We start from the raw sequence: 19,576 nt of genomic DNA on the forward strand, positions 1-19,576 counted from the left end.
GTAAATGAGCATTCCGAGGCTGTTTTTAACGCGGTATGGCCGACAGTCAGGAGATCGTAAACAGGTTCTCACTCCGGCACTTCGACGCTGACGTGAATGGCGTCATGGCGCCAGAACTCCAGGTCGCAATCGATCAGCCGCCCGTGCTGGTCACGGTTCACCCGGGTGATGCGCAGTGCCGGGCTGCCCAGGGTGGTCTTCAGGCTGTTCGCCGCCTCGGCCGGCAAGGCGGTGGGCAGGATGTCGAAACGCACCCGCCCGTAGTGAATGGCGTACTCGCTGGCATACAGCTCAGTCAGCGAGCAGGTCAGGTCGAACTGCAGGATGCCGGGGAAGTAAGCCGGATTCAGGTAGTGCTCGACGTACAGCACCAGGCGCCCGTCGATACGCCGCGCGCGGCGGATCTGCAATACCGCCGACAGCGCCGGCAACTCCAGCAGCGCGCAGATATCCACCGGCGCCGGGATCAGCCTGGCACTGAGCAGCTCGGTGGACGACTGCCGCCCCTGCTCGCGCACCATCGCATGGAAGTGGCTGCGCACCAGCGGGTTGTAGGCCAGGCGCGGTGGCGAAACGAACCAGCCGCGACGCTCCTCGCGGTAGATCAGGCCTTCGGCTTCCAGCTGCCCCAGCGCCTCGCGCAGGGTAATGCGGGTGGTCTCGAACAGCTCGCTGAGCTTGCGCTCGGCCGGCAGCTGGCTGCCCTGCGTCAGCAGGCCATGTTCGATCTGCTCCTGCAAGGCTCGGCAGATGGCGGTAACGGTACGGGGCGCTTCATCGCGCATGCAAAAACTCCACTCTGGAATAGACCAGCACCAACAAGGGGCACAACCGGTCAAAGATGCGGCCATGCTAGGCAAGCTGGATGACTGCGGGATGACAGTCACAAGCCGCGCCTTTGTGCCTGCATGCGGCATGCCATCTGCCCCTGCAGTCTTTTGGTAAATCAGTTACTTAGCCATGGTCTACGCTTCCAGGCGCAGCGCGCCCCTGGGGAGCAGGGCAATGCGTTGCCATAAAAACGTCATAGAAAGCCTCTAGATTGGCCTGGGTCTTGCTGATCTAGACCAATCTTTCACCCTGCTAAGGAGCTTCACCATGAAACGCCTGCTGCTGGCTTCACTGATGGGATCGGCCATTATTCTGGGTAACCAGGCCATGGCCAACGAGGATGTAAAGAGCCTGGAAAAAGCCGCCCGCGCAGAGGGCGAGGTCAACAGCGTCGGCATGCCGGACAGCTGGGCCAACTGGAAGGACACCTGGGTCGACCTGAACAAACTCTACGGCCTCAAGCACATGGATACCGACATGAGCTCGGCCCAGGAAATCGCCAAATTCGCCGCCGAGAAAGACAACGCCACCGCCGATATCGGCGACGTCGGTGCGGCCTTCGGCCCCATTGCCGTGCAGCAGGGTGTTACCCAAGCCTACAAACCGAGCACCTGGGAACAGATTCCGACCTGGGCCAAGGACGCGGACGGCCACTGGATGCTGGCCTACACCGGCTCCATCGCCTTTATCGTCAACAAGCAGCTGGTCAAGGACGTACCCAAGTCCTGGGCCGACCTGAAACAGGGCAAGTACAAGGTCGCCATCGGTGACGTCAGCGCCGCCGCCCAAGCCGTCAACGGCGTACTGGCCGCGTCCATCGCCAACGGTGGCGACGAGAAGAACATCCAGCCGGGCCTGGACTTCTTCGCCGAGATCGCCAAACAGGGCCGCCTGGGCCTGTCCAACCCGACCATCCAGACCCTGGAAAAAGGTGAAGTGGAAGTCGGCATCGTCTGGGACTTCAACGGCCTGTCCTACCGCGACCAGATCGACCCGAGCCGCTTCGAAGTGCTGATTCCGTCCGATGGTTCGGTGATCTCCGGCTACACCACGGTGATCAACAAGTACGCCAAGCACCCCAACGCGGCCAAGCTGGCGCGTGAGTACATCCTGAGCGACGCCGGGCAGATCAACCTGGCCAAGGGCAACGCCCGGCCGATCCGCGCCGAGCACCTGACCCTGCCAGCAGAGGTACAGGCCAAGCTGCTGCCCAACGAGCAGTACGCCAAGGTCCAGCCGATCAAGGACCCGGCAGCCTGGGAAGCCACTTCGAAAGCACTGCCGCAGCTGTGGCAGGAAAATGTGATCATCGAAATGCAGTAAGCGTTCGCCCACGGCCCGGCACTCGCCGGGCCGTGCTTTTGCTCAAGGAAATCGCTCGATGAAACACAACGTCATCCTGGTGGTACTGGATGGCCTGAATTACGAGGTTGCCCGCCATGCGCTGGGCCATCTGCAGGCCTACTGCGGCGCTGGCCGCGCAGCGCTGTACAAGCTCGAGTGCGAGCTGCCCGCGCTGTCCCGCCCGCTCTACGAATGCCTGATGACCGGCGTGGCGCCGATCGACAGCGGCATCGTGCACAACGACGTGGTGCGCCTGTCCAACCAGCGCAGCATCTTCCACTACGCCCGTGACGCTGGCCTGTCCACCGCCGCCGCGGCCTATCACTGGATGAGCGAGCTGTATAACCGCGCGCCCTTCGATGCCGCCCGCGACCGCCACACCAGCGACACCAGCCTGCCGATCCAGCAGGGCCACTTCTATTACGCCGACCACTACCCGGACTCACACCTGTTCGCCGATGCCGAGCACCTGCGCGTGCAGCACCAGCCGAACTTCCTCCTGGTGCACCCGATGAACATCGACGACGCCGGCCACAAGCATGGCCTCGACTCGGCGCAATATCGCAACAGCGCGCGCCGCGCCGACCTGTTGCTGGCCGAATACCTGCAGCGCTGGCTGGATGCCGGTTATCAAGTGTTGGTCACCGCCGACCACGGCATGAACAACGACCGCTCGCACAACGGCCTGCTGCCTGAGGAGCGCGAAGTGCCGTTGTTCGTCGCGGGCAGCGCCTTCAGCCTGGATGGCAACGCGCAGCCACGGCAAACCGAACTGTGCGGCACCATCTGCACCCTGCTCGGTGCCAGCCACGACAAACCGCTGTGCAAGGAATTGCTCAAGTGACAGCAAGCAAACCCCGCGGTAAATGGCTGGCCCTGCTGTGCCTACTGCCCTTCGCGATCTTCTTTATCGCCTTCCAGATCGCCCCACTGGCGTGGGTCGCGGTGCACAGCCTGAGCGTCGGCGACGCCTGGGGTCTGGGTAATTTCGAGAAGATCTTCAGCTCCAAGTTCTACCTGCAGGCGATCAAGCACAGCCTGCAGATCGCCTTCTGGTCCAGCCTGTTCGGCATCCTCATCGCAGTGCTCGGCAGCTACTCGCTGCGCCAGGTCGACTCCAAGCTGCGCGACTTCGTCATGGCCTTCTCCAACATGACCAGCAACTTCGCCGGGGTGCCGCTGGCTTTCGCCTTCATCATCATCCTCGGCTTCAACGGTGCGCTGACCCTACTGCTCAAGCAGGCCGGGATCATCGAAGACTTCAACCTGTACTCGAAAACCGGGCTGATTGTGCTCTACACCTACTTCCAGATTCCCCTCGGCGTGCTGCTGCTCTACCCGGCCTTCGACGCCCTGCGTGAAGACTGGCGCGAATCCGCGGCGCTGCTCGGTGCCGGCACCTGGGACTTCTGGCGGCATATCGGCATTCCGGTACTGACCCCGGCGCTACTCGGCACCTTCGTCATCCTCCTGGCCAATGCCCTCGGCGCCTACGCCACGGTGTATGCGCTGACCACCGGCAACTTCAACGTCCTGCCAATCCGCATCGCCGCCATGGTCGCCGGCGATATCAGCCTCAACCCGGACATGGCCAGCGCCCTGGCGATGGTACTGGTGGGCCTGATGGTGGTGATCACCGCCGCACACCAGTGGCTGCTGAAGAGGAGCTACCATGTCGCACGCTGATGCCAAACCGGCCGCGCTGTACCACCGTGTGGTGGTCTGGCTGCTGTTCCTGACCCTGCTGTTGCCGCTGGCCGGCACCCTGCTCTACTCGCTATCCACCAGTTGGTCGGCGACCATCCTGCCGTCCGGCCTGACCTTCAAGTGGTATGTGGCGCTGTGGAGTGATCCGCGCTTCCTTGCCGCTTTCGGCCAGTCACTGCTGGTGTGCTTCGGCTCCCTGCTGCTGGCCACCGTATTGATACTGCCGCTGCTGTTTGTGGTGCACTACCACTTCCCCAAGCTCGACGGCCTGATGAACATCCTGATTCTGCTGCCGTTCGCCGTGCCGCCAGTGGTGTCCTCGGTGGGCCTGCTGCAGGTTTACGGTTCCGGGCCACTGGCGATGGTCGGCACGCCGTGGATTCTGATCGGCTGCTACTTCACCGTGGCCCTGCCGTTTATGTACCGGGCGATCACCAACAACCTGCAGGCGATCAACCTGCGCGACCTGATGGATGCCGCCCAGCTGCTCGGTGCCAGCACCTGGCAGGCCGCCTTTCTGGTGATCCTGCCCAACCTGCGCAAGGGCCTGATGGTCTCGCTGTTTCTCTCCTTCAGCTTCCTGTTCGGTGAGTTCGTGTTTGCCAACCTGCTGGTCGGCACGCGCTACGAAACCCTGCAGGTGTACCTGAACAACATGAAAAACAGCAGCGGCCACTTCAACAGCGCGCTGGTGATTTCCTACTTCTTCTTCGTGCTGATCTTCACCTGGGCAGCCACTCGCCTGAACAAGGACAGACCATGAGTTACCTGAGCATCCGCGGCCTGCATAAAAGCTACGGCGCCACCTCGATCTTCAGTGACATCAACTGCGAAATCGCCCAGGGCGAGTTCGTCACCCTGCTCGGCCCGTCCGGTTGCGGCAAATCCACCCTGCTGCGCTGCATCGCCGGCCTCACCGAGGTGGGCGGTGGGCAGATCCTCCTCGCCGGCCAGGACCTGGTGCCACTGTCGCCGCAAAAGCGCGATATCGGCATGGTGTTCCAGAGCTACGCGCTGTTCCCCAACATGAGCGTGGCGCAGAACGTCGCCTTCGGTCTGCGCATGCACAAGGTCGGCAAGGAAGAGAGCGCCCAGCGCGTGCAGGAAGCCCTGGCCATGGTCGAGCTGGGCGATTTCGCCAGCCGTTACCCGCACCAGCTGTCCGGCGGCCAGTGCCAACGGGTGGCCCTGGCCCGCTCGCTGGTCACCCGCCCGCGCCTGCTGCTGCTCGACGAGCCGCTGTCGGCGCTGGATGCGCGCATCCGCAAGCACCTGCGCGAGCAGATCCGCAGCATCCAGCAAGACCTCGGCCTGACCACCATCTTCGTCACCCACGACCAGGAGGAGGCGCTGACCATGAGCGACCGCATCTTCCTGATGAACGCCGGCAAGATCGTCCAGAGCGGCGACGCCGAGACCCTCTACACCGCGCCGGTGGATGCCTTCGCCGCCGGTTTCATCGGCAACTACAACCTGCTCGACGCGCAAACCGCCAGTCGCTTGCTGCTGCGCCCGGTCAGCAGCCGCATCGCCATCCGCCCAGAGGCCATCCAACTGCACCACAGCGGCGCCATCGCCGCGGAAATCCTTGGCCACAGCCTGCTCGGCAACGTCATCCGCTACCGCGTCGAAGCCAATGGCGTGCAACTGGTGGTGGATGTACTCAACCGCCGTGAAGGCGACCTGATCGGCAAGGGCCAGTGCATCGGCCTGACCATCGACGAACAGGCAATCCGGGAGGTGGCATGATGGCCCTGGCAATCTTTGATCTCGACGAAACCTTGATCGACGGCGACTGCGCCTCGCTGTGGGCCACCCATATGGCCGACATCCAGTGGGTCGACCGCGACAGCTTCCTGGCCCGCGAGCAGGAGCTGATGGCGCTCTACTCACAGGGCAAGCTGGCCATGGAGGACTACATGGCCTACACCCTGTCGCCGCTGGTGGGCCGCACCGAGGAGGAAGTCGAGTTCGTCGTCGGCCCCTTCGTCGAGGACGTCATCGAGCCGATCATTTACAGCGATGCCATGCGCTGCCTGGCCCAGCACCGCGCCGCCGGCGACCGCCTGCTGGTGATCTCCGCTTCGGCGCATTTCCTGGTCAGCGCCATCGCCGAGCGCCTGGGCATCGAGGAAGTGCTGGCCATCGATCTGGAGCAGCAGCACGGCCACTACAGTGGCAAGACCCAAGGCGTGCTGACCTACCGCGAAGGCAAGGTCGTCCGCCTGCAAGACTGGTTGGCCGAGCAAGACGAGAGCCTGGTCGACGCACACTTCTACTCCGACTCGCGCAACGACCTGCCACTGCTCTCGCTGGTGGAATACCCCCATGCGGTCAACCCGGACTCGACCCTGCGCGCACATGCCGAGCAGGCGGGCTGGGAAATCCTCAGCTGGAAGTGAGCACGGTATAACGCACAAGGCCCGCTTTTGCGGGCCTTGTGCATGACAGCGCCGGCTACACCAGGCTCTCATCGATCAGCAGCACCACCTTGCCGGCCACCTGATTGCTCGCCAGCGCGGCAAAGGCGGCCTGCACATCCTTGGCCGGGAAGCTCTGCTCCAGTTGTGGCTTCAAGCGGCCCTCGGCAAACAATGGCCAGACATGCTGACCCAGATCGCTGAGCAGCGCCGCCTTGAACTCATCATCGCGATTGCGCAGGGTCGAACCAGTCAGTTGAATGCGTTTGCCGAGCAACAGGGCCATATCCAGCTGCGCCTTACTTCCGCCCATCAGGCCGATATTCACCCAGCGCCCGTCACGCGCCAGCAGCTCGAGGTTGAGCTCGGCGTAGGTCGCACCCACCGGATCGAGAATCACGTCGAACGGCGCGAAGTCGCGCAGGCTGGCCAGGTTCTCGCCGCGTAGCGCGCCGCCCTGGGCACCGAGGCCGGTGCAATAGGCCAGGCGCTCGGTCGAGCCGACACTGACCCAGCACGGGCTGCCGAAGGCCTTGCACAGCTGGATCGCCGCCGAGCCGACGCCACTGGCCCCGGCATGCAGCAGCACCTTCTCACCCGGTTTCAGCCCGGCCAGCTGGAACAGGTTGAGCCAGGCAGTGGCATACACCTCCGGCAGCGCCGCCGCTTCGGCCAGCGACAGGCCTGGCGGCACCGACAGTGCATGACGGGCATCGACCACCACCTCCTCGGCCATGCCGCCACCGGCCAGCAGGCAGCAGACCCGGTCGCCGACTTGCCAGGCACTGCCGGCGCCGACCTCGCTGACCACCCCGGAACACTCCAGGCCGAGCACGTCGCTGCTACCCGCTGGCGGCGGGTACAGACCGGCGCGCTGCAGCAGATCGGCACGGTTGAGCCCGGCCGCCGCCACGCGCACGCGAATCTGCCCTACATCGCAGGCTGGAGCGGGCCGCTCGCACCATTCCACCTGCCCTTCGACGCCTTGCAATGCCTTCATGCTGCCTCCATAGTGAACAAGCCCCCCCGGCGTTGTGTGCCGGGCTTTCTGCATTCTGCCGCCCGGCTCAATGGAACCTGGCGCTCACATGACGGCCTAATATGCGTTATCAATTGCCCTCGCGTCGAATCACCATGCTGCGCTTCTCTTCTACCGCCCTGGCTCTCGTGCTGGGCCTGCAAGCCTTGCCCGCAGCCGCCAAGACCGGCCCGGAGAACTGGGAATACCTGCAGCCCGACCGTGAGCAGGTGATTGCCAGCCTCAATGTAGTGGAGCTGCTCAAGCGCCATCACTACAACAAGCCGCCGCTCGACGATGCACGCTCGCAGAAGATCTACGACGGCTACCTGAAGACCCTCGATCCGGCGCGCAGCTACTTCACCGCCGCCGATATCGGCGAATTCGACCAGTGGCGCAACAAGTTCGACGACCTGCTGAAAAGCGGCGACCTAGAGCCCGGCTTCCTCATGTACAAGCGCCAGCTGGTGCGCGTGCAGGAGCGTCTGGACTACGCCATTCAGTTGCTGCAGGACACCTCCAAACTCGATTTCAGCGTCGAGGAAAGCCTGCTGGTGGAGCGTGAGAACGCGCCCTGGGCCAAAGACCGCGCCGAACTCGATGACCTCTGGCGCAAACGCGTCAAGGATGAAGTGCTGCGCCTGAAACTGGCCGGCAAGGAACCCAAGGCCATCGAAGAACTGCTGAGCAAACGTTACAAGAGACAGCTCAAGCGCCTCGACCAGACCAGCGGCGAGGACGTGTTCCAGACCTACATCAACGCTTTCGCGCAGACCTACGACCCGCACACCAACTACCTCTCCCCGGACAACGCGGAGAACTTCGACATCAACATGAGCCTGTCGCTGGAAGGCATCGGCGCCGTGTTGCAGTCCGACAATGAGCACGTCAAGGTGGTACGCCTGGTGCCGGCCGGTCCGGCGGAGAAGAGCAAGCAGATCGTTCCGGCCGACAAGATCATCGGCGTGGCGCAGGGCGACAAGGACATGGTCGATGTGATCGGCTGGCGCCTGGACGAAGTGGTCAAGCTGATTCGCGGACCGAAAGGTTCCAAGGTGCGTCTGGAAGTGATCCCGGCCAGCAATGCGCCGAGCGACCAGACCAGCAAGGTCGTCAGCATCATCCGCGAAGCGGTCAAGCTGGAAGAGCAGGCCGCCCAGAAGTCGGTGCTCAAGCTCAACCATGACGGCCGCGACTACAAGCTCGGGGTGATCAAGGTGCCAGCCTTCTACCTGGACTTCAAAGCCTTCCGCGCCGGTGATCCGAACTACAAGAGCACCACCCGCGACGTCAAACGCCTGCTCACCGAGCTGGAAAAAGACAAGGTCGACGGTGTCGTCCTCGATCTGCGCGACAACGGCGGCGGCTCGCTGCAGGAAGCTACCGAGCTGACCGGCCTGTTCATCGACCAAGGCCCGACCGTGCTGGTGCGCAACAGCGACGGCCGCGTCGACGTACTGGCCGACGAGGAACCCGGGGTGTTCTACAGCGGCCCGCTGGCTGTGCTGGTCGACCGCCTCTCGGCCTCCGCCTCGGAAATCTTCGCCGGCGCCATGCAGGACTACCACCGCGGCCTGATTCTCGGCGGCCAGACCTTCGGCAAGGGCACGGTGCAGACCATCCAGGAGCTCAACCACGGCGAGCTGAAACTGACCCTGGCCAAGTTCTACCGGGTTTCCGGGCAGAGCACCCAGCACCAGGGCGTGCTGCCAGATATCGCCTACCCGGACATCGTCGACACCAAGGAAATCGGTGAAAGCGCCCTACCCGAAGCCATGCCCTGGGACAGCATCCGCCCGGCGATCAAGCCGGAAAGCGATCCGTTCAAGCCATTCCTGGCCGAACTGAAAGCCCGCCACGAAGCGCGCACGGCAGAAAACCCCGACTTCGTCTTCACCCGCGAGCGCCTGGCCCTGGCCCAGGAACTGATGCAGCAGACCAGCATCAGCCTCAACGAGCAGACCCGCCGCAGCCAGCGTGCCGATATCGAAGCGCGTCAGCTGGCCCTGGAAAACGCCAAGCGCAAGGCCAAGGGCGAGGAGCTGCTCAAGGAAATCAAGGAAGAGGATGAAGACAGCCTTCCCGTCGAACCGGAAAAGACCAAACCGGAAGACGATGCCTACCTGAGCGAGAGCGGACGCATCCTGCTCGACTACCTCGGTATGGATACCCAGGTGGCCAAGCACTGAAGCGGCGTCATCAAAGCGTCATCGTTCTGTCGTGAAATAAAGGGGCCGGTAGCGATACCGGCCCTTTTCTTTTCCGCCCTGCGAGACCCGCCATGACCGTCACCGAGCAGTTGAGCGCGCTGGATCAGATCCTCGCTCACGGCGACCTGCACAGCCTGTTCCAGCCCATTATCGCCCTGGCCGACCGCCGTATCCTCGGCTACGAAGCCCTGACCCGCGGCCCGTCCAACAGCCCGCTGCACTCGCCCATCGCCCTGTTCAGCGTGGCCCGCAACTGCGGACGCCTGAGCGAACTGGAACTGGCCAGCCGGCGCAGCGCCTGCCGTCGTTTCCGTGACCTGCAGCTGGACGGCAAGCTGTTCCTCAACGTCTCGCCAGAGTCCCTGCTGGAACCGACCCACCAGCCTGGGCGCACCCTCAAGCTGCTGCAGGAATTCGGCATAACCCCGGATCGAGTAGTGATCGAGCTGACCGAACAGGCGCCGATCGACGACTTCAGCCTGCTCGACACCGCCCTGCACCACTACCGTGCCATGGGCTTCTCCATCGCCCTCGACGACCTCGGCGCCGGCTATTCCAGCCTACGCCTGTGGTCCGAGCTGCGCCCCGATTACGTGAAGATCGACCGCCACTTCATCGACGGCATCCACAAGGATGCGGTGAAGCGCGAATTCGTCGGTTCCATCCTGAAGATGGCCAAGGCCTCACGCGCCCAGGTGATCGCCGAAGGCATCGAACTGGCAGAAGAACTGGCCGTGCTCAGCGAAATGGGCGTCGACCTGCTGCAGGGCTATCTGCTCGGCCGGCCACAGGAACAACCGCCGCGCGACGCCCGCAAGCTGCTGCCGCAACTGGACAGCAGCGTCACTAGCATTCACGAGGAGAGCACCGATCTTGGTGCCCTGCTCAATGAACAGCAGGCGGTCAGCCACAGCACAGCCACCGCCGAGGTGCTGGAGGCCTTCCGCGCCCAGGCCAACCTCAACTCGCTGGCCGTGCTCGACGAACAACAGCAACCGGTCGGCATCATCCATCGCCACTCCTTGTCCGAGGCCCTACTCAAGCCCTTCGCCACCGACCTGTTCGCGCGCAAGCCGATCAGCCGCCTGATGAGCACGGACTTTCTCGCCGTCGACCTCGGCCAGTCACTGCAACAAGTCAGCCGCCTGCTCACCAGCCGTGCCCGGCAACGCATCGAAGAGGATTTCATCATCACCCAGCAGGGCCGTTACCGTGGCCTGGGACGAGTGATCGACGTGCTCAAGCTGATCACCGAGGTGAAGATCCAGCAGGCCCGTCATGCCAATCCGCTGACCCTGTTACCGGGCAACGTGCCGATTCAGCAATGCCTGAGTCGCCTGCTACAGCAGGGCCGCGACGCGGCGGTATGCTACGTGGATATCGACAGTTTCAAGCCGTTCAACGACCTCTATGGCTATGCCAAGGGCGACGAGGTGCTGCTGTGCCTGGCGCAGTGCCTGAACGAGCGGGTCGACCCGAGCCGCGACTTCGTCGGCCATATCGGTGGCGATGACTTCATGCTGGTACTCGGCTCAGCCGACTGGCGCAAACGCATCCAGCTGCTGCTGGAAGATTTCCAGGGCCAGTGCCGGCGCTTCTACCGCGACGAACACCTACAGGCTGGCTGCTTCGTCGCTCACAACCGCCAGGGCCAGCGCGAGGAGTTTCCGCTGTTGTCTTTGTCCGTGGGGGTCGTGCAACTGCAGTCCGCAGCCTGCGCCAAGCTGGACGCCGGACAATTGGCCAGCCTGGCGTCGGAAGCCAAGCGCCACGCCAAGGCGATTCCAGGCTACAGCCTGCATGTGCTGGACAGCCTATCCGCCTAGGCCAAGTTCGCTGGCGCGCTGCTCGAACTGCTGTGCCAGCGTGGCATCCACTTCTAGGCCCGGCGCACCCTCGCGGTACAGCCGGGCCAGTCGATGGGCTGCCAGCGGGTGACCAGCCTGCGCCGCCTGGGTCCACCAGCGCGCCGCTGCGGCGCCATCCGGAGCCTGGCGAGTATTACCGCTGAGGCTGATCAAGCCCAATTGATAGGCAGCCTTGTCATCCCCGGCAGTCGCCGCCAGACGCAACAGGCGCAGGCCTTCCTCGCGCGCGCCAAAACCCTGGCCGCGAAACAGTAAAAGATGACCGTAGAAACTCTGCGCCGACACATCGCCTTGCGCCGCCATGCGGGCGAACTGGCCCTGCATCCAGGCCCAGGCTCGCGGCTGCTGCATCAGCCAGCGCCAATGGAACAGCTGGCGCGCCACCTGGTACCCCAGGCGGGCGCGCAGGCGCCAGAACACTCAGGCGTCCTCGGCGGGATAACTGAACTCGAAGACGCGGGCAACTTCAGCCGCATGCCAGGATGCCGCGGCGATGCCATCGGAAGGCCCGGAGAAACGCCCGAGGCGGTTCACGCACTCGAAGAATCCGGTGCGCGGCAAACGGCTGGCACCCTGACTGATCACCAGGGCACTGCGCAACGGGCGCTCGGCACGGGCATCCATTGCCGCCAGATGTTCCAGCGCGGCGGTCAGGGTCTGCATCGCCGGGGTCGGCAGCTGCAGGCGCTCGACCAGTGCCCGGTAGGTCAGCAGATGCCGCTGGCGGCGGGCATCCTCAAGCTCGGTGAGCAGGGCCTGCCAATGCTGGCGGTGGATGCGTACGCTCAAGAACCCTGCTCCCAGGCGCTCACACCGAGCACACGGCCCAGCGCACGGAGGATCGCACCATCGGGCTGGCGCTCACCGCTCTCGAACAGATTCAGGTAGTGCGGGCTGATACCCACCGCGCGGGCCAGATCGGCCTGCGACAGGCCTTGCGCCTCACGCAGGGCAACCAGCTCACTTAAGGCTACGGCATTCCCCTGCGGCTCTTGCGGCGCGGCTGCCGCAGTGCGTCCGGCAGCCTGCAGCAACGCCTGGTACTCGGCCCAGGGCAGCACCGCATATTCGGCCTCACCGTCACGCGTGATCACTTGCACACTCATCAACACTCTCCGTGGACTGCAGCGCCGACTGACCCGGCGCCCTCCTTGCAGGCCGCTATCTTAACAACTGGGCCATGGGCAGAGGGTGACCCATAGCGCCCCGCCGTTACAAGTGTTTCGCAACACGCCAGGCAAAAAGCTGTTCAACCGCCCAGGATCATTCCGGCAGACGCTCCTGCGCCGGCACTTGTTCGATCAGCAACAGCTGCGCGGGCGCCTGCACCTCACGCCAAGCGCGATAGGCGTCCAGCTCGCCGCGCCAGGTGCGCAGCACCCAGGCCAGCACTGCCAGATCGTCCAGCAGACCGATGCCCAGCAACCAGTCCGGCAGCGCATCCAGGGGGGTGAGGAAATACAGCAAGGCAGCCACCACACTCAGGAACGCCTGGGTGCCGATAGCCCGGTACTCACCCCGCCACCAGGCCATGCACAAGCCGACCAGGAGTTGCAGGTCTTCGCGCACAGCCCCCAGGCGACCACCCTTGCTGGCACTCTTTTGCAGCACCGCAGCCAACATGCCGGGCAGCTTGCCGCGAGCAAGAAGCGCCTGTGCCGCCTGCAAGTAACGCTTCAAATGAGCGGGAACATTCATCGTCTTTCTCCACAACCCGCATGCCTGCTGGGCTTGTCAGGGTTATCCACCAAAGCTGTGGATAACCTTGTGCACAATTATCCGATAGACCAGGCAAACGCCCGCGCCATGCGGCCTACGTACAGATCGGGCACTTTTTGTTCAGAGCATAAAGTCATTAAAAATCATATAGTTAGCAGCCGAGCAATGCTCAGGAAAAACGTAACAGTCAGCGCCGCACGGGTAACTCGGCGAATGTGCATAACCGTAACACCCGCACCTCGCATCCCCTCCTTTCAGACCAGCAAGTCAGCCCACCGTTCTTCTGTAACCTACAGAAACAACAACGCCCCGACTAGGCGGGGCGTTGGGTGTACCAGCAGGTATTACTGCTGAGCAGCGGGATCCTTGATCGCCAGCAGCTCCAGCTCGAATACCAGCACCGAGTTGGCCGGAATGGCCGGGCTCGGGCTCTGCTCGCCATAGGCCAGCGCGCTCGGGATGTACAGTTTGTACTTCTCGCCGACGTGCATCAGTTGCAGGCCTTCGACCCAACCCGGGATCACGCCGTTGACCGGCAGATCAATCGGGCTGCCGCGCTCGACGGAGCTGTCGAACACGCTGCCATCGGTCAGTTTGCCTTCGTAGTGAACGGTCACCACGTCGGTGGCCTTCGGCTGAGCGCCATCGGCTTTCTTCAGCACTTCGTACTGCAGGCCGGAAGCGGTGGTGACCACGCCTTCTTTCTTGGCATTTTCTTCGAGGAACTTCTTGCCGGCCTTGGCCGACTCTTCGTTCAGCGCCAGCATGCGCTGTTCGGCACGCTGCTGCAGGAAGGTGAAGGCCTCAACCAGCTCTTCGTCCTTCAGCTGCTGCTCTTTCTTGCCCAGGGCGTCGGCGATGCCGGCGGAGATGGCTTTCTGGTCCAGGTCGTCGATACCTTGCTGGGCCAGGCTCTTGCCCATGTTCAGGCCGATGCCGTAAGAAGCCTTCTGCGCCGGAGTTTTCAGTTCGACTTCGCTGGTCTGCGAATCGCAACCGGCCAGTACCAGGCCTACCAGGGCAACTGCCGCGGCTAAACGATGTTGTTTCATGCTTGATCCTTGTTGGAGCGCCCTGAAGCAGGCTATCGGTGAGTGCGCGAGCTTAGCAGCCTGCGCCAATTACTGGCTACGGCAGTAGGAACCGCAGCGCCTGGAATAGTTCAGCCTGTGCGAAAAACCGCACTATCTGTGGCTGCCATATCCGCTGCAGTAAATCGCAGGCAAAAAAAAACGACCTTTCGGTCGTTTCTTCCAGTCTTGGTCTTCAGTCTAACCAAGGCTTATGTATGGCGCAGCGGACGGGACTCGAACCCGCGACCCCCGGCGTGACAGGCCGGTATTCTAACCGACTGAACTACCGCTGCGCGTAACCTCGTGAGCGAGATGGTGGGTGATGACGGGATCGAACCGCCGACCCTCTGCTTGTAAGGCAGATGCTCTCCCGGCTGAGCTAATCACCCTTCACTCTCGAAGTGGGCCGCATTCTAGACAGCGCCCCGAACCTTGGCAAGCTCTTTTTTTAAAAAATTTTGCAGGCGTTCCAAAGGCTTAGCGACAGCTTGGCCAATCGGTCCCGGCAGAGAATAATGCGCGCTTTGCGCAATTGGAGTGTCACCCCCATGTGGTTCCGCAACCTGCTTGTCTATCGCCTGACCCAGGATCTGCCTTTCGATGCCGAGGCACTGGAGGCTGCACTGGCCACCAAGCTGGCACGTTCCTGCGCCAGCCAGGAGCTGACCACCTACGGTTTCATCGCGCCCTTCGGCAAAGGCGAAGACGCCCCACTGGTGCACGTCAGCGGTGACTTCCTGCTGGTCGCCGCGCGCAAGGAAGAACGCATCCTGCCGGGCAGCGTGGTGCGCGACGCCCTGAAGGAAAAGGTCGACCAGATCGAAGCCGAACAGATGCGCAAGGTCTACAAGAAGGAGCGCGACCAGCTCAAGGACGAGATCATCCTGTCCTTCCTGCCGCGCGCCTTCGTCCGTCGCTCGGCCACCTTCGCCGCCATCGCGCCCAAGCTCGGCCTGATCCTGGTCGACTCGGCCAGCGCCAAGCGTGCCGAGGATCTGCTCTCGACCCTGCGTGAAGTGCTGGGTTCGCTGCCGGTGCGCCCGCTGTCGGTGAAGATGGCGCCAACCGCGACCATGACCGACTGGGTCAAGTCGCAACAAGCCGCGCCGGACTTCTTCGTCCTCGACGAGTGCGAACTGCGCGACACCGCCGAAGATGGCGGCGTGGTGCGCTGCAAGCGCCAGGACCTGACCAGCGAGGAAATCCAGCTGCACCTGTCCACCGGTAAGCTGGTTACCCAGCTGTCCCTGGCCTGGCAGGACAAGCTGTCGTTCATGCTCGACGACAAGCTGGTGGTCAAGCGCCTGCGCTTCGAAGACCTGCTGCAGGACCAGGCTGCACAGGATGGCGGCGACGACAATCTCGGCCAGCTGGATGCCAGCTTCACCCTGATGATGCTGACCTTCTGCAACTTCCTGCCAGCACTGTTCGAAGCCCTCGGCGGCGAAGAGGTGCCCGAGGGAATCTGACCTACCTGACAACTTCTGCAACACCTGCCAGGGCTCGTTCGTCCCCGCGAGCTTGCCCTGCGCAGGGCGATGTGCAAAATAACGCACAGCGCAAGGACGACCTTGCCACTCCTCGCGAGTGATCACCTGGGACGGCCCGCACTTATAGTTTTAGAACCTGTTCACGATCTTCTGGACTAGAGCCAGACAAGGCAAAAGCAGGCGAGGAAGCGGAGTTTACGAGCTGTAAATGAGCATTCCGAGCCTGCTTTTAACGCAGTATGGCCGACGGCCAGGAGATCGTGGACAGGTTCTTAATGCGGAGTAATCCATGTCCTGGCTCATCCTGTTGCTCGCCGGTCTGTTCGAAGTAGGCTGGGCCGTCGGCCTGAAATATACCGACGGCTTCACCCGCCCCCTCCCTACCCTGCTTACCGTTGGCGCGATGATCGCCAGCCTGGCCCTGCTCGGTCTGGCGATGAAAGAGTTGCCGCTGGGCACCGCCTACGCCATCTGGACCGGAGTCGGTGCAGTCGGCACGGTGATCGCCGGGGTCATCCTGTTCGGCGAGTCGATGGCCCTGCTGCGCCTGCTCAGCGTCGGGCTGATCGTCGCCGGCTTGCTGGGGCTGAAGCTCAGTCATTGAGACACAGAAAAAAGCCCGCCAATTGGCGGGCTTTTTCATGGCGCTGAAACCTAGCGCACGTCACCCCGCAACTGCGCCACCTGCTCTTGCAGCACCAGGCGCCCGGTATCGGCCGGCATCGGCTGCCCGGCGACCAGAGTGATGCGCGACCAGAAGCGCCTGAACAGGCCCTTGTGCGGCGCGCGACTGAAGAAGCTGCCCCACAGGCCCTGCAGCGCCATGGGGATCACCGGCACCGGGTTGGCGGCCAGGATGCGCTCCACCCCGGCCTTGAACTCGTCGATCTCGCCGCTGGTGGTCAGCTTGCCCTCGGGGAAGATACACACCACCTCGCCATCCGCCAGGTACTGGGCGATGCGCTGGAAAGCCTGCTCGTAGGTTTTCTCGTCTTCGCTGCGCCCGGCGATCGGCACGGTGCCGGCGGTGCGGAAGATGAAGTTGAGCACCGGCAACTGGTAGATCTTGTAGTACATGACGAAGCGCACCGGCCGGCGCACCGCGCCGCCGATCAGCAGCGCATCGACGAAGGACACGTGGTTGCACACCAGCACCGCCGCGCCCTCGTCCGGAATCGCCTCCAGCCCCTGGTGCTTGACCCGGTACATCGAGTGGCTGAGCAGCCAGATAAGGAAGCGCATGGTGAATTCGGGAACGATCTTGAAGATGTAGGCGTTGACCGCGATGTTCATCAGCGACACCACCAGGAACAGCTGCGGGATCGACAACCCGGCGACGTTCAGCAACAGCATCGCCACCAGCGCCGAAACCACCATGAACAGGGCGTTGAGGATGTTGTTGGCGGCGATCACCCGCGCCCGCTCGTTTTCCACGGTGCGCGACTGGATCAGCGCATACAGCGGCACGATGTAGAAGCCGCCGAAGATGCCGATGCCAAGGATATCCGCCAGCAGCCACCAGGCCTGGCCTTGCCCCAGCAGGGTCAGCCAGGTGTAGGGCTCGGCCGCCGTCGGGAAGCCTGCCGAGTGCCACCACAGGAGGATGCCGAAGATCGTCATGCCCATCGAGCCGAACGGCACCAGACCGATCTCCACCTTGCGCCCGGACAGGCGCTCGCAGAGCACCGAACCCAGCGCGATGCCCACCGAGAACACGGTGAGAATCAGGGTGATGACGGTCTTGTCACCATGCAGCAGGTCCTTGGCGAAGGCCGGAATCTGCGCCAGGTAGATCGAGCCGATAAACCAGAACCAGGAGTTGCCGAGCAGCGAGCGTGATACCGCCGGCCGCTGGCCGAGGCCTAGACGCACGGTGGCCCAGGTCTGGCGGAAGATATTCCAGTCCAGCACCAGCTCCGGCAGCGCCGCATGGGAGCGTGGGATGTTGCGGCTGGCCAGGTAGCCGAGACAGGCGACCAGCACGATGGCAGTCGACACCAGCCCGGCGGAATGACTACCGGACATGATCACCCCGGCGCCGATGGTGCCGGCGAGGATGGCCAGGAAAGTGCCCATCTCCACCAGGGCGTTGCCGCCGACCAGCTCCTCCTCGCGCAGGGTGGCCGGCAGGATCGAATACTTCACCGGGCCGAACAGCGCCGAGTGGGTGCCCATGCCAAACAGCGCGAGCAACAGCAACGGCAGGCTGTTGAGAAAGAAACCGGCGGCACCGACCAGCATGATGACGATCTCGGCCAGCTTGATCACCCGGATCAGCGCGTCCTTGGCGAACTTCTCGCCAAACTGTCCGCCGAGGGCGGAGAACAGGAAGAACGGCAGAATGAACAGCATGTGGCAGAAGTTGACCAGCAGGTTGCCGGTCTTGTCCGAGAACGCCATGTTGAACAGGATGACGAAGATCAGCCCCTGCTTGAACACGTTGTCGTTGAAGGCGCCAAGCAGCTGCGTGATGAAGAACGGCAGGAAGCGCCGGGTGCCGAGCAGGGCGAATTGCGAGTGTTGGGTCATCGTCCATGTACCTGGCGGCGGGCCGCCTGCGAGTAGTAATCCAAGAGCTGGCGAGGAATGTGACCTCTCTCCTATTGGATTGCAAGACTGGCCGGGGAGCCACATCCATGCGACTCCACCAAGGCATAACCCAGGCCTCAGTACCGTAGCCCGGACTTCAGTCCGGGGCTGGCTGAGGCGCCCCGGACTGAAGTCCGGGCTACCGGCAGATAGCAAGCCTCGCAGCGACTAGATAGGCAATTGCCCCAACGCCCAACGCAGCAGGAAGAACACCAGCAACCCGCCACCGATAGTCGCCAGCAGATTGCGCGTCAGTGCGGCGACGCCGATGGTCACCAGCCCGGCCAACAGATAGGCGTTGTCCAGGCTCAGGGCCAGATGCTGGCCATCGGGCAACAGCATGCCGGGCACGACGATGGCAGTGAGCACCGCCGTCGGCACGTAATGCAGACCCTGGCGCACCAGCGGTGGGAAGCGCAAGTCGGGGAAGGCGAACAGGCTGTAGCGGGTGGTGAAGGTGATCGCCAGCATGCCGAGAATCAGTAGCCAGTTATCCATCAGAACACCTCATCCTGCAGCAGGCGGTAACGCCGTTCGAGCAACACGCCGACCACAATCCCGGCGCCGGCCGCGGCCATCAGGCCGAGCTGGTAGGGCAACCCGTGGCCGACCAGGGCCACGGCGCCGGCGACCAATGCCGCCGCCACCTGCGGGCGATTGCGCAGCACCGGCACGACGATGCCGATGAAGGTGGCGAGCATGGCGAAGTCCAGCCCCCAGGCGGCGATGTTCGGCACGGCCTGGCCGAACACCAGGCCGATCAGGGTGCACAGCTGCCAGTTCAGGTACATCGCCAGCGCCGCACCGAGGAAATACCAGTGCTTGTACGGCGAGCTATCCGTCTCGGCATAGCGATGCTGGACCACGGCGAAGGCCTCGTCGGTCAGCCAAAAGGCCAGCGGCATGCGCCAGCGCTTGGGCAGATGGCGGACGAAGGGCTGCAGGCTGGCGCTATACAGGGCATGGCGCAGATTGACCACCAGGGTGGTGAGCAGCAGCACGGCCAGGGTCGCGCCACCGCCGAGCAGGCTGAGGGCGATGAACTGTGCCGAGCCGGCGAACACCAGCACGGACATGCCGATGGTCTGCCAGGGGGTGAGGCCGGCGGCGCTGGCCAGGCTGCCGAAGATGATGCCGAACGGCATGGCGCCGAGCAGCATCGGCAGCATGTCGCGGGCGCCCTGCAGGAATTCGTGATGACGGGACATGGAACCTCCTTGAGAGAGCGAGGCTAGCCGGTCGTCCACAGATCGTCTTGAACAATCTTGCGCAATCGGTCAAATGCGCCGCGCCTACAAGAGCACGCA

Annotated in this window: 20 protein-coding genes and 2 tRNA genes; 10 read left to right on the forward strand and 12 right to left on the reverse strand. The window is 63.4% G+C overall.

The window, feature by feature from the left end:
• Positions 1-68: 68 nt before the first annotated feature.
• The gene (locus LRS11_RS19945) at positions 69-785 is read right to left on the reverse strand and encodes a UTRA domain-containing protein (RefSeq protein ID WP_173207999.1); all 717 of its coding nucleotides are present in this window, start codon (positions 783-785) and stop codon (positions 69-71) included.
• 313 nt (positions 786-1,098) lie between these two features.
• Between LRS11_RS19945 and LRS11_RS19950 the strand changes: the two genes are divergently transcribed.
• The 6 genes from LRS11_RS19950 to LRS11_RS19975 are packed head-to-tail and all read left to right on the forward strand — an operon-like array spanning position 1,099 to position 6,284.
• A complete protein-coding gene (locus LRS11_RS19950) occupies positions 1,099-2,154 on the forward strand; it encodes an ABC transporter substrate-binding protein (protein WP_260494584.1) in 1,056 nt (351 codons plus the stop codon).
• A 58-nt stretch (positions 2,155-2,212) separates the two neighbouring features.
• On the forward strand, positions 2,213-3,019 hold the full coding sequence (locus LRS11_RS19955; protein ID WP_260494585.1) for an alkaline phosphatase family protein: 807 nt from the start codon (positions 2,213-2,215) through the stop codon (positions 3,017-3,019).
• Entirely contained in the window at positions 3,016-3,861 is an 846-nt protein-coding gene (locus LRS11_RS19960) for an ABC transporter permease (RefSeq protein WP_260494586.1), read from the forward strand. The genes LRS11_RS19955 and LRS11_RS19960 overlap by 4 nt, the downstream gene beginning before the upstream one ends.
• Complete coding sequence (locus LRS11_RS19965; RefSeq protein WP_260494587.1) at positions 3,848-4,645, forward strand: ABC transporter permease; 798 nt, start codon at positions 3,848-3,850, stop codon at positions 4,643-4,645. Before LRS11_RS19960 ends, LRS11_RS19965 begins: the two co-directional genes overlap by 14 nt.
• Entirely contained in the window at positions 4,642-5,631 is a 990-nt protein-coding gene (locus LRS11_RS19970) for an ABC transporter ATP-binding protein (RefSeq protein WP_260494588.1), read from the forward strand. The genes LRS11_RS19965 and LRS11_RS19970 overlap by 4 nt, the downstream gene beginning before the upstream one ends.
• A complete protein-coding gene (locus tag LRS11_RS19975) occupies positions 5,631-6,284 on the forward strand; it encodes an HAD family phosphatase (protein WP_260496961.1) in 654 nt (217 codons plus the stop codon). The genes LRS11_RS19970 and LRS11_RS19975 overlap by 1 nt, the downstream gene beginning before the upstream one ends.
• Positions 6,285-6,339: 55 nt before the next feature.
• Here LRS11_RS19975 and LRS11_RS19980 read toward each other — a convergent pair whose 3' ends face one another.
• A complete protein-coding gene (locus LRS11_RS19980) occupies positions 6,340-7,302 on the reverse strand; it encodes an NAD(P)H-quinone oxidoreductase (protein WP_260494589.1) in 963 nt (320 codons plus the stop codon).
• Positions 7,303-7,436: 134 nt separating this feature from the next.
• Between LRS11_RS19980 and LRS11_RS19985 the strand changes: the two genes are divergently transcribed.
• On the forward strand, positions 7,437-9,509 hold the full coding sequence (locus tag LRS11_RS19985; protein WP_260496962.1) for a carboxy terminal-processing peptidase: 2,073 nt from the start codon (positions 7,437-7,439) through the stop codon (positions 9,507-9,509).
• A 92-nt stretch (positions 9,510-9,601) separates the two neighbouring features.
• Complete coding sequence (locus LRS11_RS19990) at positions 9,602-11,356, forward strand: bifunctional diguanylate cyclase/phosphodiesterase (RefSeq protein ID WP_260494590.1); 1,755 nt, start codon at positions 9,602-9,604, stop codon at positions 11,354-11,356.
• Here the strand turns inward: LRS11_RS19990 and LRS11_RS19995 are convergent.
• The 7 genes from LRS11_RS19995 to LRS11_RS20025 all read right to left on the reverse strand — a co-directional run bounded on the left by LRS11_RS19995 (position 11,345) and on the right by LRS11_RS20025 (position 14,579).
• Positions 11,345-11,818, reverse strand: coding sequence for a tetratricopeptide repeat protein (locus LRS11_RS19995; protein ID WP_260494591.1), 474 nt, complete (start codon positions 11,816-11,818; stop codon positions 11,345-11,347). The two genes, LRS11_RS19990 and LRS11_RS19995, sit on opposite strands and share 12 nt — an antisense overlap.
• Positions 11,819-12,187: a hypothetical protein gene (locus tag LRS11_RS20000; RefSeq protein ID WP_260494592.1), complete on the reverse strand. Its 369-nt coding sequence runs from the start codon at positions 12,185-12,187 to the stop codon at positions 11,819-11,821.
• Positions 12,184-12,504, reverse strand: a complete 321-nt coding sequence (locus tag LRS11_RS20005) for a helix-turn-helix domain-containing protein (RefSeq protein ID WP_260494593.1) — start codon at positions 12,502-12,504, stop codon at positions 12,184-12,186. Before LRS11_RS20005 ends, LRS11_RS20000 begins: the two co-directional genes overlap by 4 nt.
• A gap of 157 nt (positions 12,505-12,661) precedes the next feature.
• A complete protein-coding gene (locus LRS11_RS20010; RefSeq protein WP_260494594.1) occupies positions 12,662-13,096 on the reverse strand; it encodes a YkvA family protein in 435 nt (144 codons plus the stop codon).
• 365 nt (positions 13,097-13,461) lie between these two features.
• Positions 13,462-14,169 (reverse strand): FKBP-type peptidyl-prolyl cis-trans isomerase, encoded by a 708-nt coding sequence (locus tag LRS11_RS20015; RefSeq protein WP_260494595.1) that lies wholly within the window; start codon positions 14,167-14,169, stop codon positions 13,462-13,464.
• Between the two features lie 237 nt (positions 14,170-14,406).
• Positions 14,407-14,483 (reverse strand) — tRNA-Asp (locus tag LRS11_RS20020).
• A 20-nt stretch (positions 14,484-14,503) separates the two neighbouring features.
• Positions 14,504-14,579: transfer RNA gene (locus LRS11_RS20025), tRNA-Val, on the reverse strand.
• Positions 14,580-14,738: 159 nt separating this feature from the next.
• Between LRS11_RS20025 and rdgC the strand changes: the two genes are divergently transcribed.
• The gene (gene rdgC, locus LRS11_RS20030) at positions 14,739-15,659 is read left to right on the forward strand and encodes a recombination-associated protein RdgC (protein ID WP_260494596.1); all 921 of its coding nucleotides are present in this window, start codon (positions 14,739-14,741) and stop codon (positions 15,657-15,659) included.
• A gap of 310 nt (positions 15,660-15,969) precedes the next feature.
• Entirely contained in the window at positions 15,970-16,284 is a 315-nt protein-coding gene (sugE, locus tag LRS11_RS20035; RefSeq protein ID WP_260494597.1) for a quaternary ammonium compound efflux SMR transporter SugE, read from the forward strand.
• Positions 16,285-16,334: 50 nt separating this feature from the next.
• On the opposite strand, the gene LRS11_RS20040 is transcribed toward sugE, so the two are convergent.
• The 3 genes from LRS11_RS20040 to LRS11_RS20050 all read right to left on the reverse strand — a co-directional run bounded on the left by LRS11_RS20040 (position 16,335) and on the right by LRS11_RS20050 (position 19,477).
• On the reverse strand, positions 16,335-18,209 hold the full coding sequence (locus LRS11_RS20040; protein ID WP_260494598.1) for an MFS transporter: 1,875 nt from the start codon (positions 18,207-18,209) through the stop codon (positions 16,335-16,337).
• A gap of 228 nt (positions 18,210-18,437) precedes the next feature.
• On the reverse strand, positions 18,438-18,767 hold the full coding sequence (locus LRS11_RS20045; protein ID WP_260494599.1) for an AzlD domain-containing protein: 330 nt from the start codon (positions 18,765-18,767) through the stop codon (positions 18,438-18,440).
• On the reverse strand, positions 18,767-19,477 hold the full coding sequence (locus LRS11_RS20050) for an AzlC family ABC transporter permease (protein WP_260494600.1): 711 nt from the start codon (positions 19,475-19,477) through the stop codon (positions 18,767-18,769). Before LRS11_RS20050 ends, LRS11_RS20045 begins: the two co-directional genes overlap by 1 nt.
• Positions 19,478-19,576 lie beyond the last annotated feature (99 nt).

It is taken from the genome of Pseudomonas sp. J452, assembly GCF_024666525.1.
Taxonomy (GTDB): domain Bacteria; phylum Pseudomonadota; class Gammaproteobacteria; order Pseudomonadales; family Pseudomonadaceae; genus Aquipseudomonas.

Coding starts and splice junctions, on each gene's coding strand:
- LRS11_RS19945 (WP_173207999.1), bottom strand. CDS start 785: ATGCGCGATGAAGCGCCCCGTACCGTTACCGCCATCTGCCGAGCCTTG.
- LRS11_RS19950 (WP_260494584.1), top strand. CDS start 1,099: ATGAAACGCCTGCTGCTGGCTTCACTGATGGGATCGGCCATTATTCTG.
- LRS11_RS19955 (WP_260494585.1), top strand. CDS start 2,213: ATGAAACACAACGTCATCCTGGTGGTACTGGATGGCCTGAATTACGAG.
- LRS11_RS19965 (WP_260494587.1), top strand. CDS start 3,848: ATGTCGCACGCTGATGCCAAACCGGCCGCGCTGTACCACCGTGTGGTG.
- LRS11_RS19970 (WP_260494588.1), top strand. CDS start 4,642: ATGAGTTACCTGAGCATCCGCGGCCTGCATAAAAGCTACGGCGCCACC.
- LRS11_RS19975 (WP_260496961.1), top strand. CDS start 5,631: ATGGCCCTGGCAATCTTTGATCTCGACGAAACCTTGATCGACGGCGAC.
- LRS11_RS19980 (WP_260494589.1), bottom strand. CDS start 7,302: ATGAAGGCATTGCAAGGCGTCGAAGGGCAGGTGGAATGGTGCGAGCGG.
- LRS11_RS19985 (WP_260496962.1), top strand. CDS start 7,437: ATGCTGCGCTTCTCTTCTACCGCCCTGGCTCTCGTGCTGGGCCTGCAA.
- LRS11_RS19990 (WP_260494590.1), top strand. CDS start 9,602: ATGACCGTCACCGAGCAGTTGAGCGCGCTGGATCAGATCCTCGCTCAC.
- LRS11_RS20005 (WP_260494593.1), bottom strand. CDS start 12,504: ATGAGTGTGCAAGTGATCACGCGTGACGGTGAGGCCGAATATGCGGTG.
- LRS11_RS20010 (WP_260494594.1), bottom strand. CDS start 13,096: ATGAATGTTCCCGCTCATTTGAAGCGTTACTTGCAGGCGGCACAGGCG.
- LRS11_RS20015 (WP_260494595.1), bottom strand. CDS start 14,169: ATGAAACAACATCGTTTAGCCGCGGCAGTTGCCCTGGTAGGCCTGGTA.
- rdgC (WP_260494596.1), top strand. CDS start 14,739: ATGTGGTTCCGCAACCTGCTTGTCTATCGCCTGACCCAGGATCTGCCT.
- sugE (WP_260494597.1), top strand. CDS start 15,970: ATGTCCTGGCTCATCCTGTTGCTCGCCGGTCTGTTCGAAGTAGGCTGG.
- LRS11_RS20040 (WP_260494598.1), bottom strand. CDS start 18,209: ATGACCCAACACTCGCAATTCGCCCTGCTCGGCACCCGGCGCTTCCTG.
- LRS11_RS20045 (WP_260494599.1), bottom strand. CDS start 18,767: ATGGATAACTGGCTACTGATTCTCGGCATGCTGGCGATCACCTTCACC.
- LRS11_RS20050 (WP_260494600.1), bottom strand. CDS start 19,477: ATGTCCCGTCATCACGAATTCCTGCAGGGCGCCCGCGACATGCTGCCG.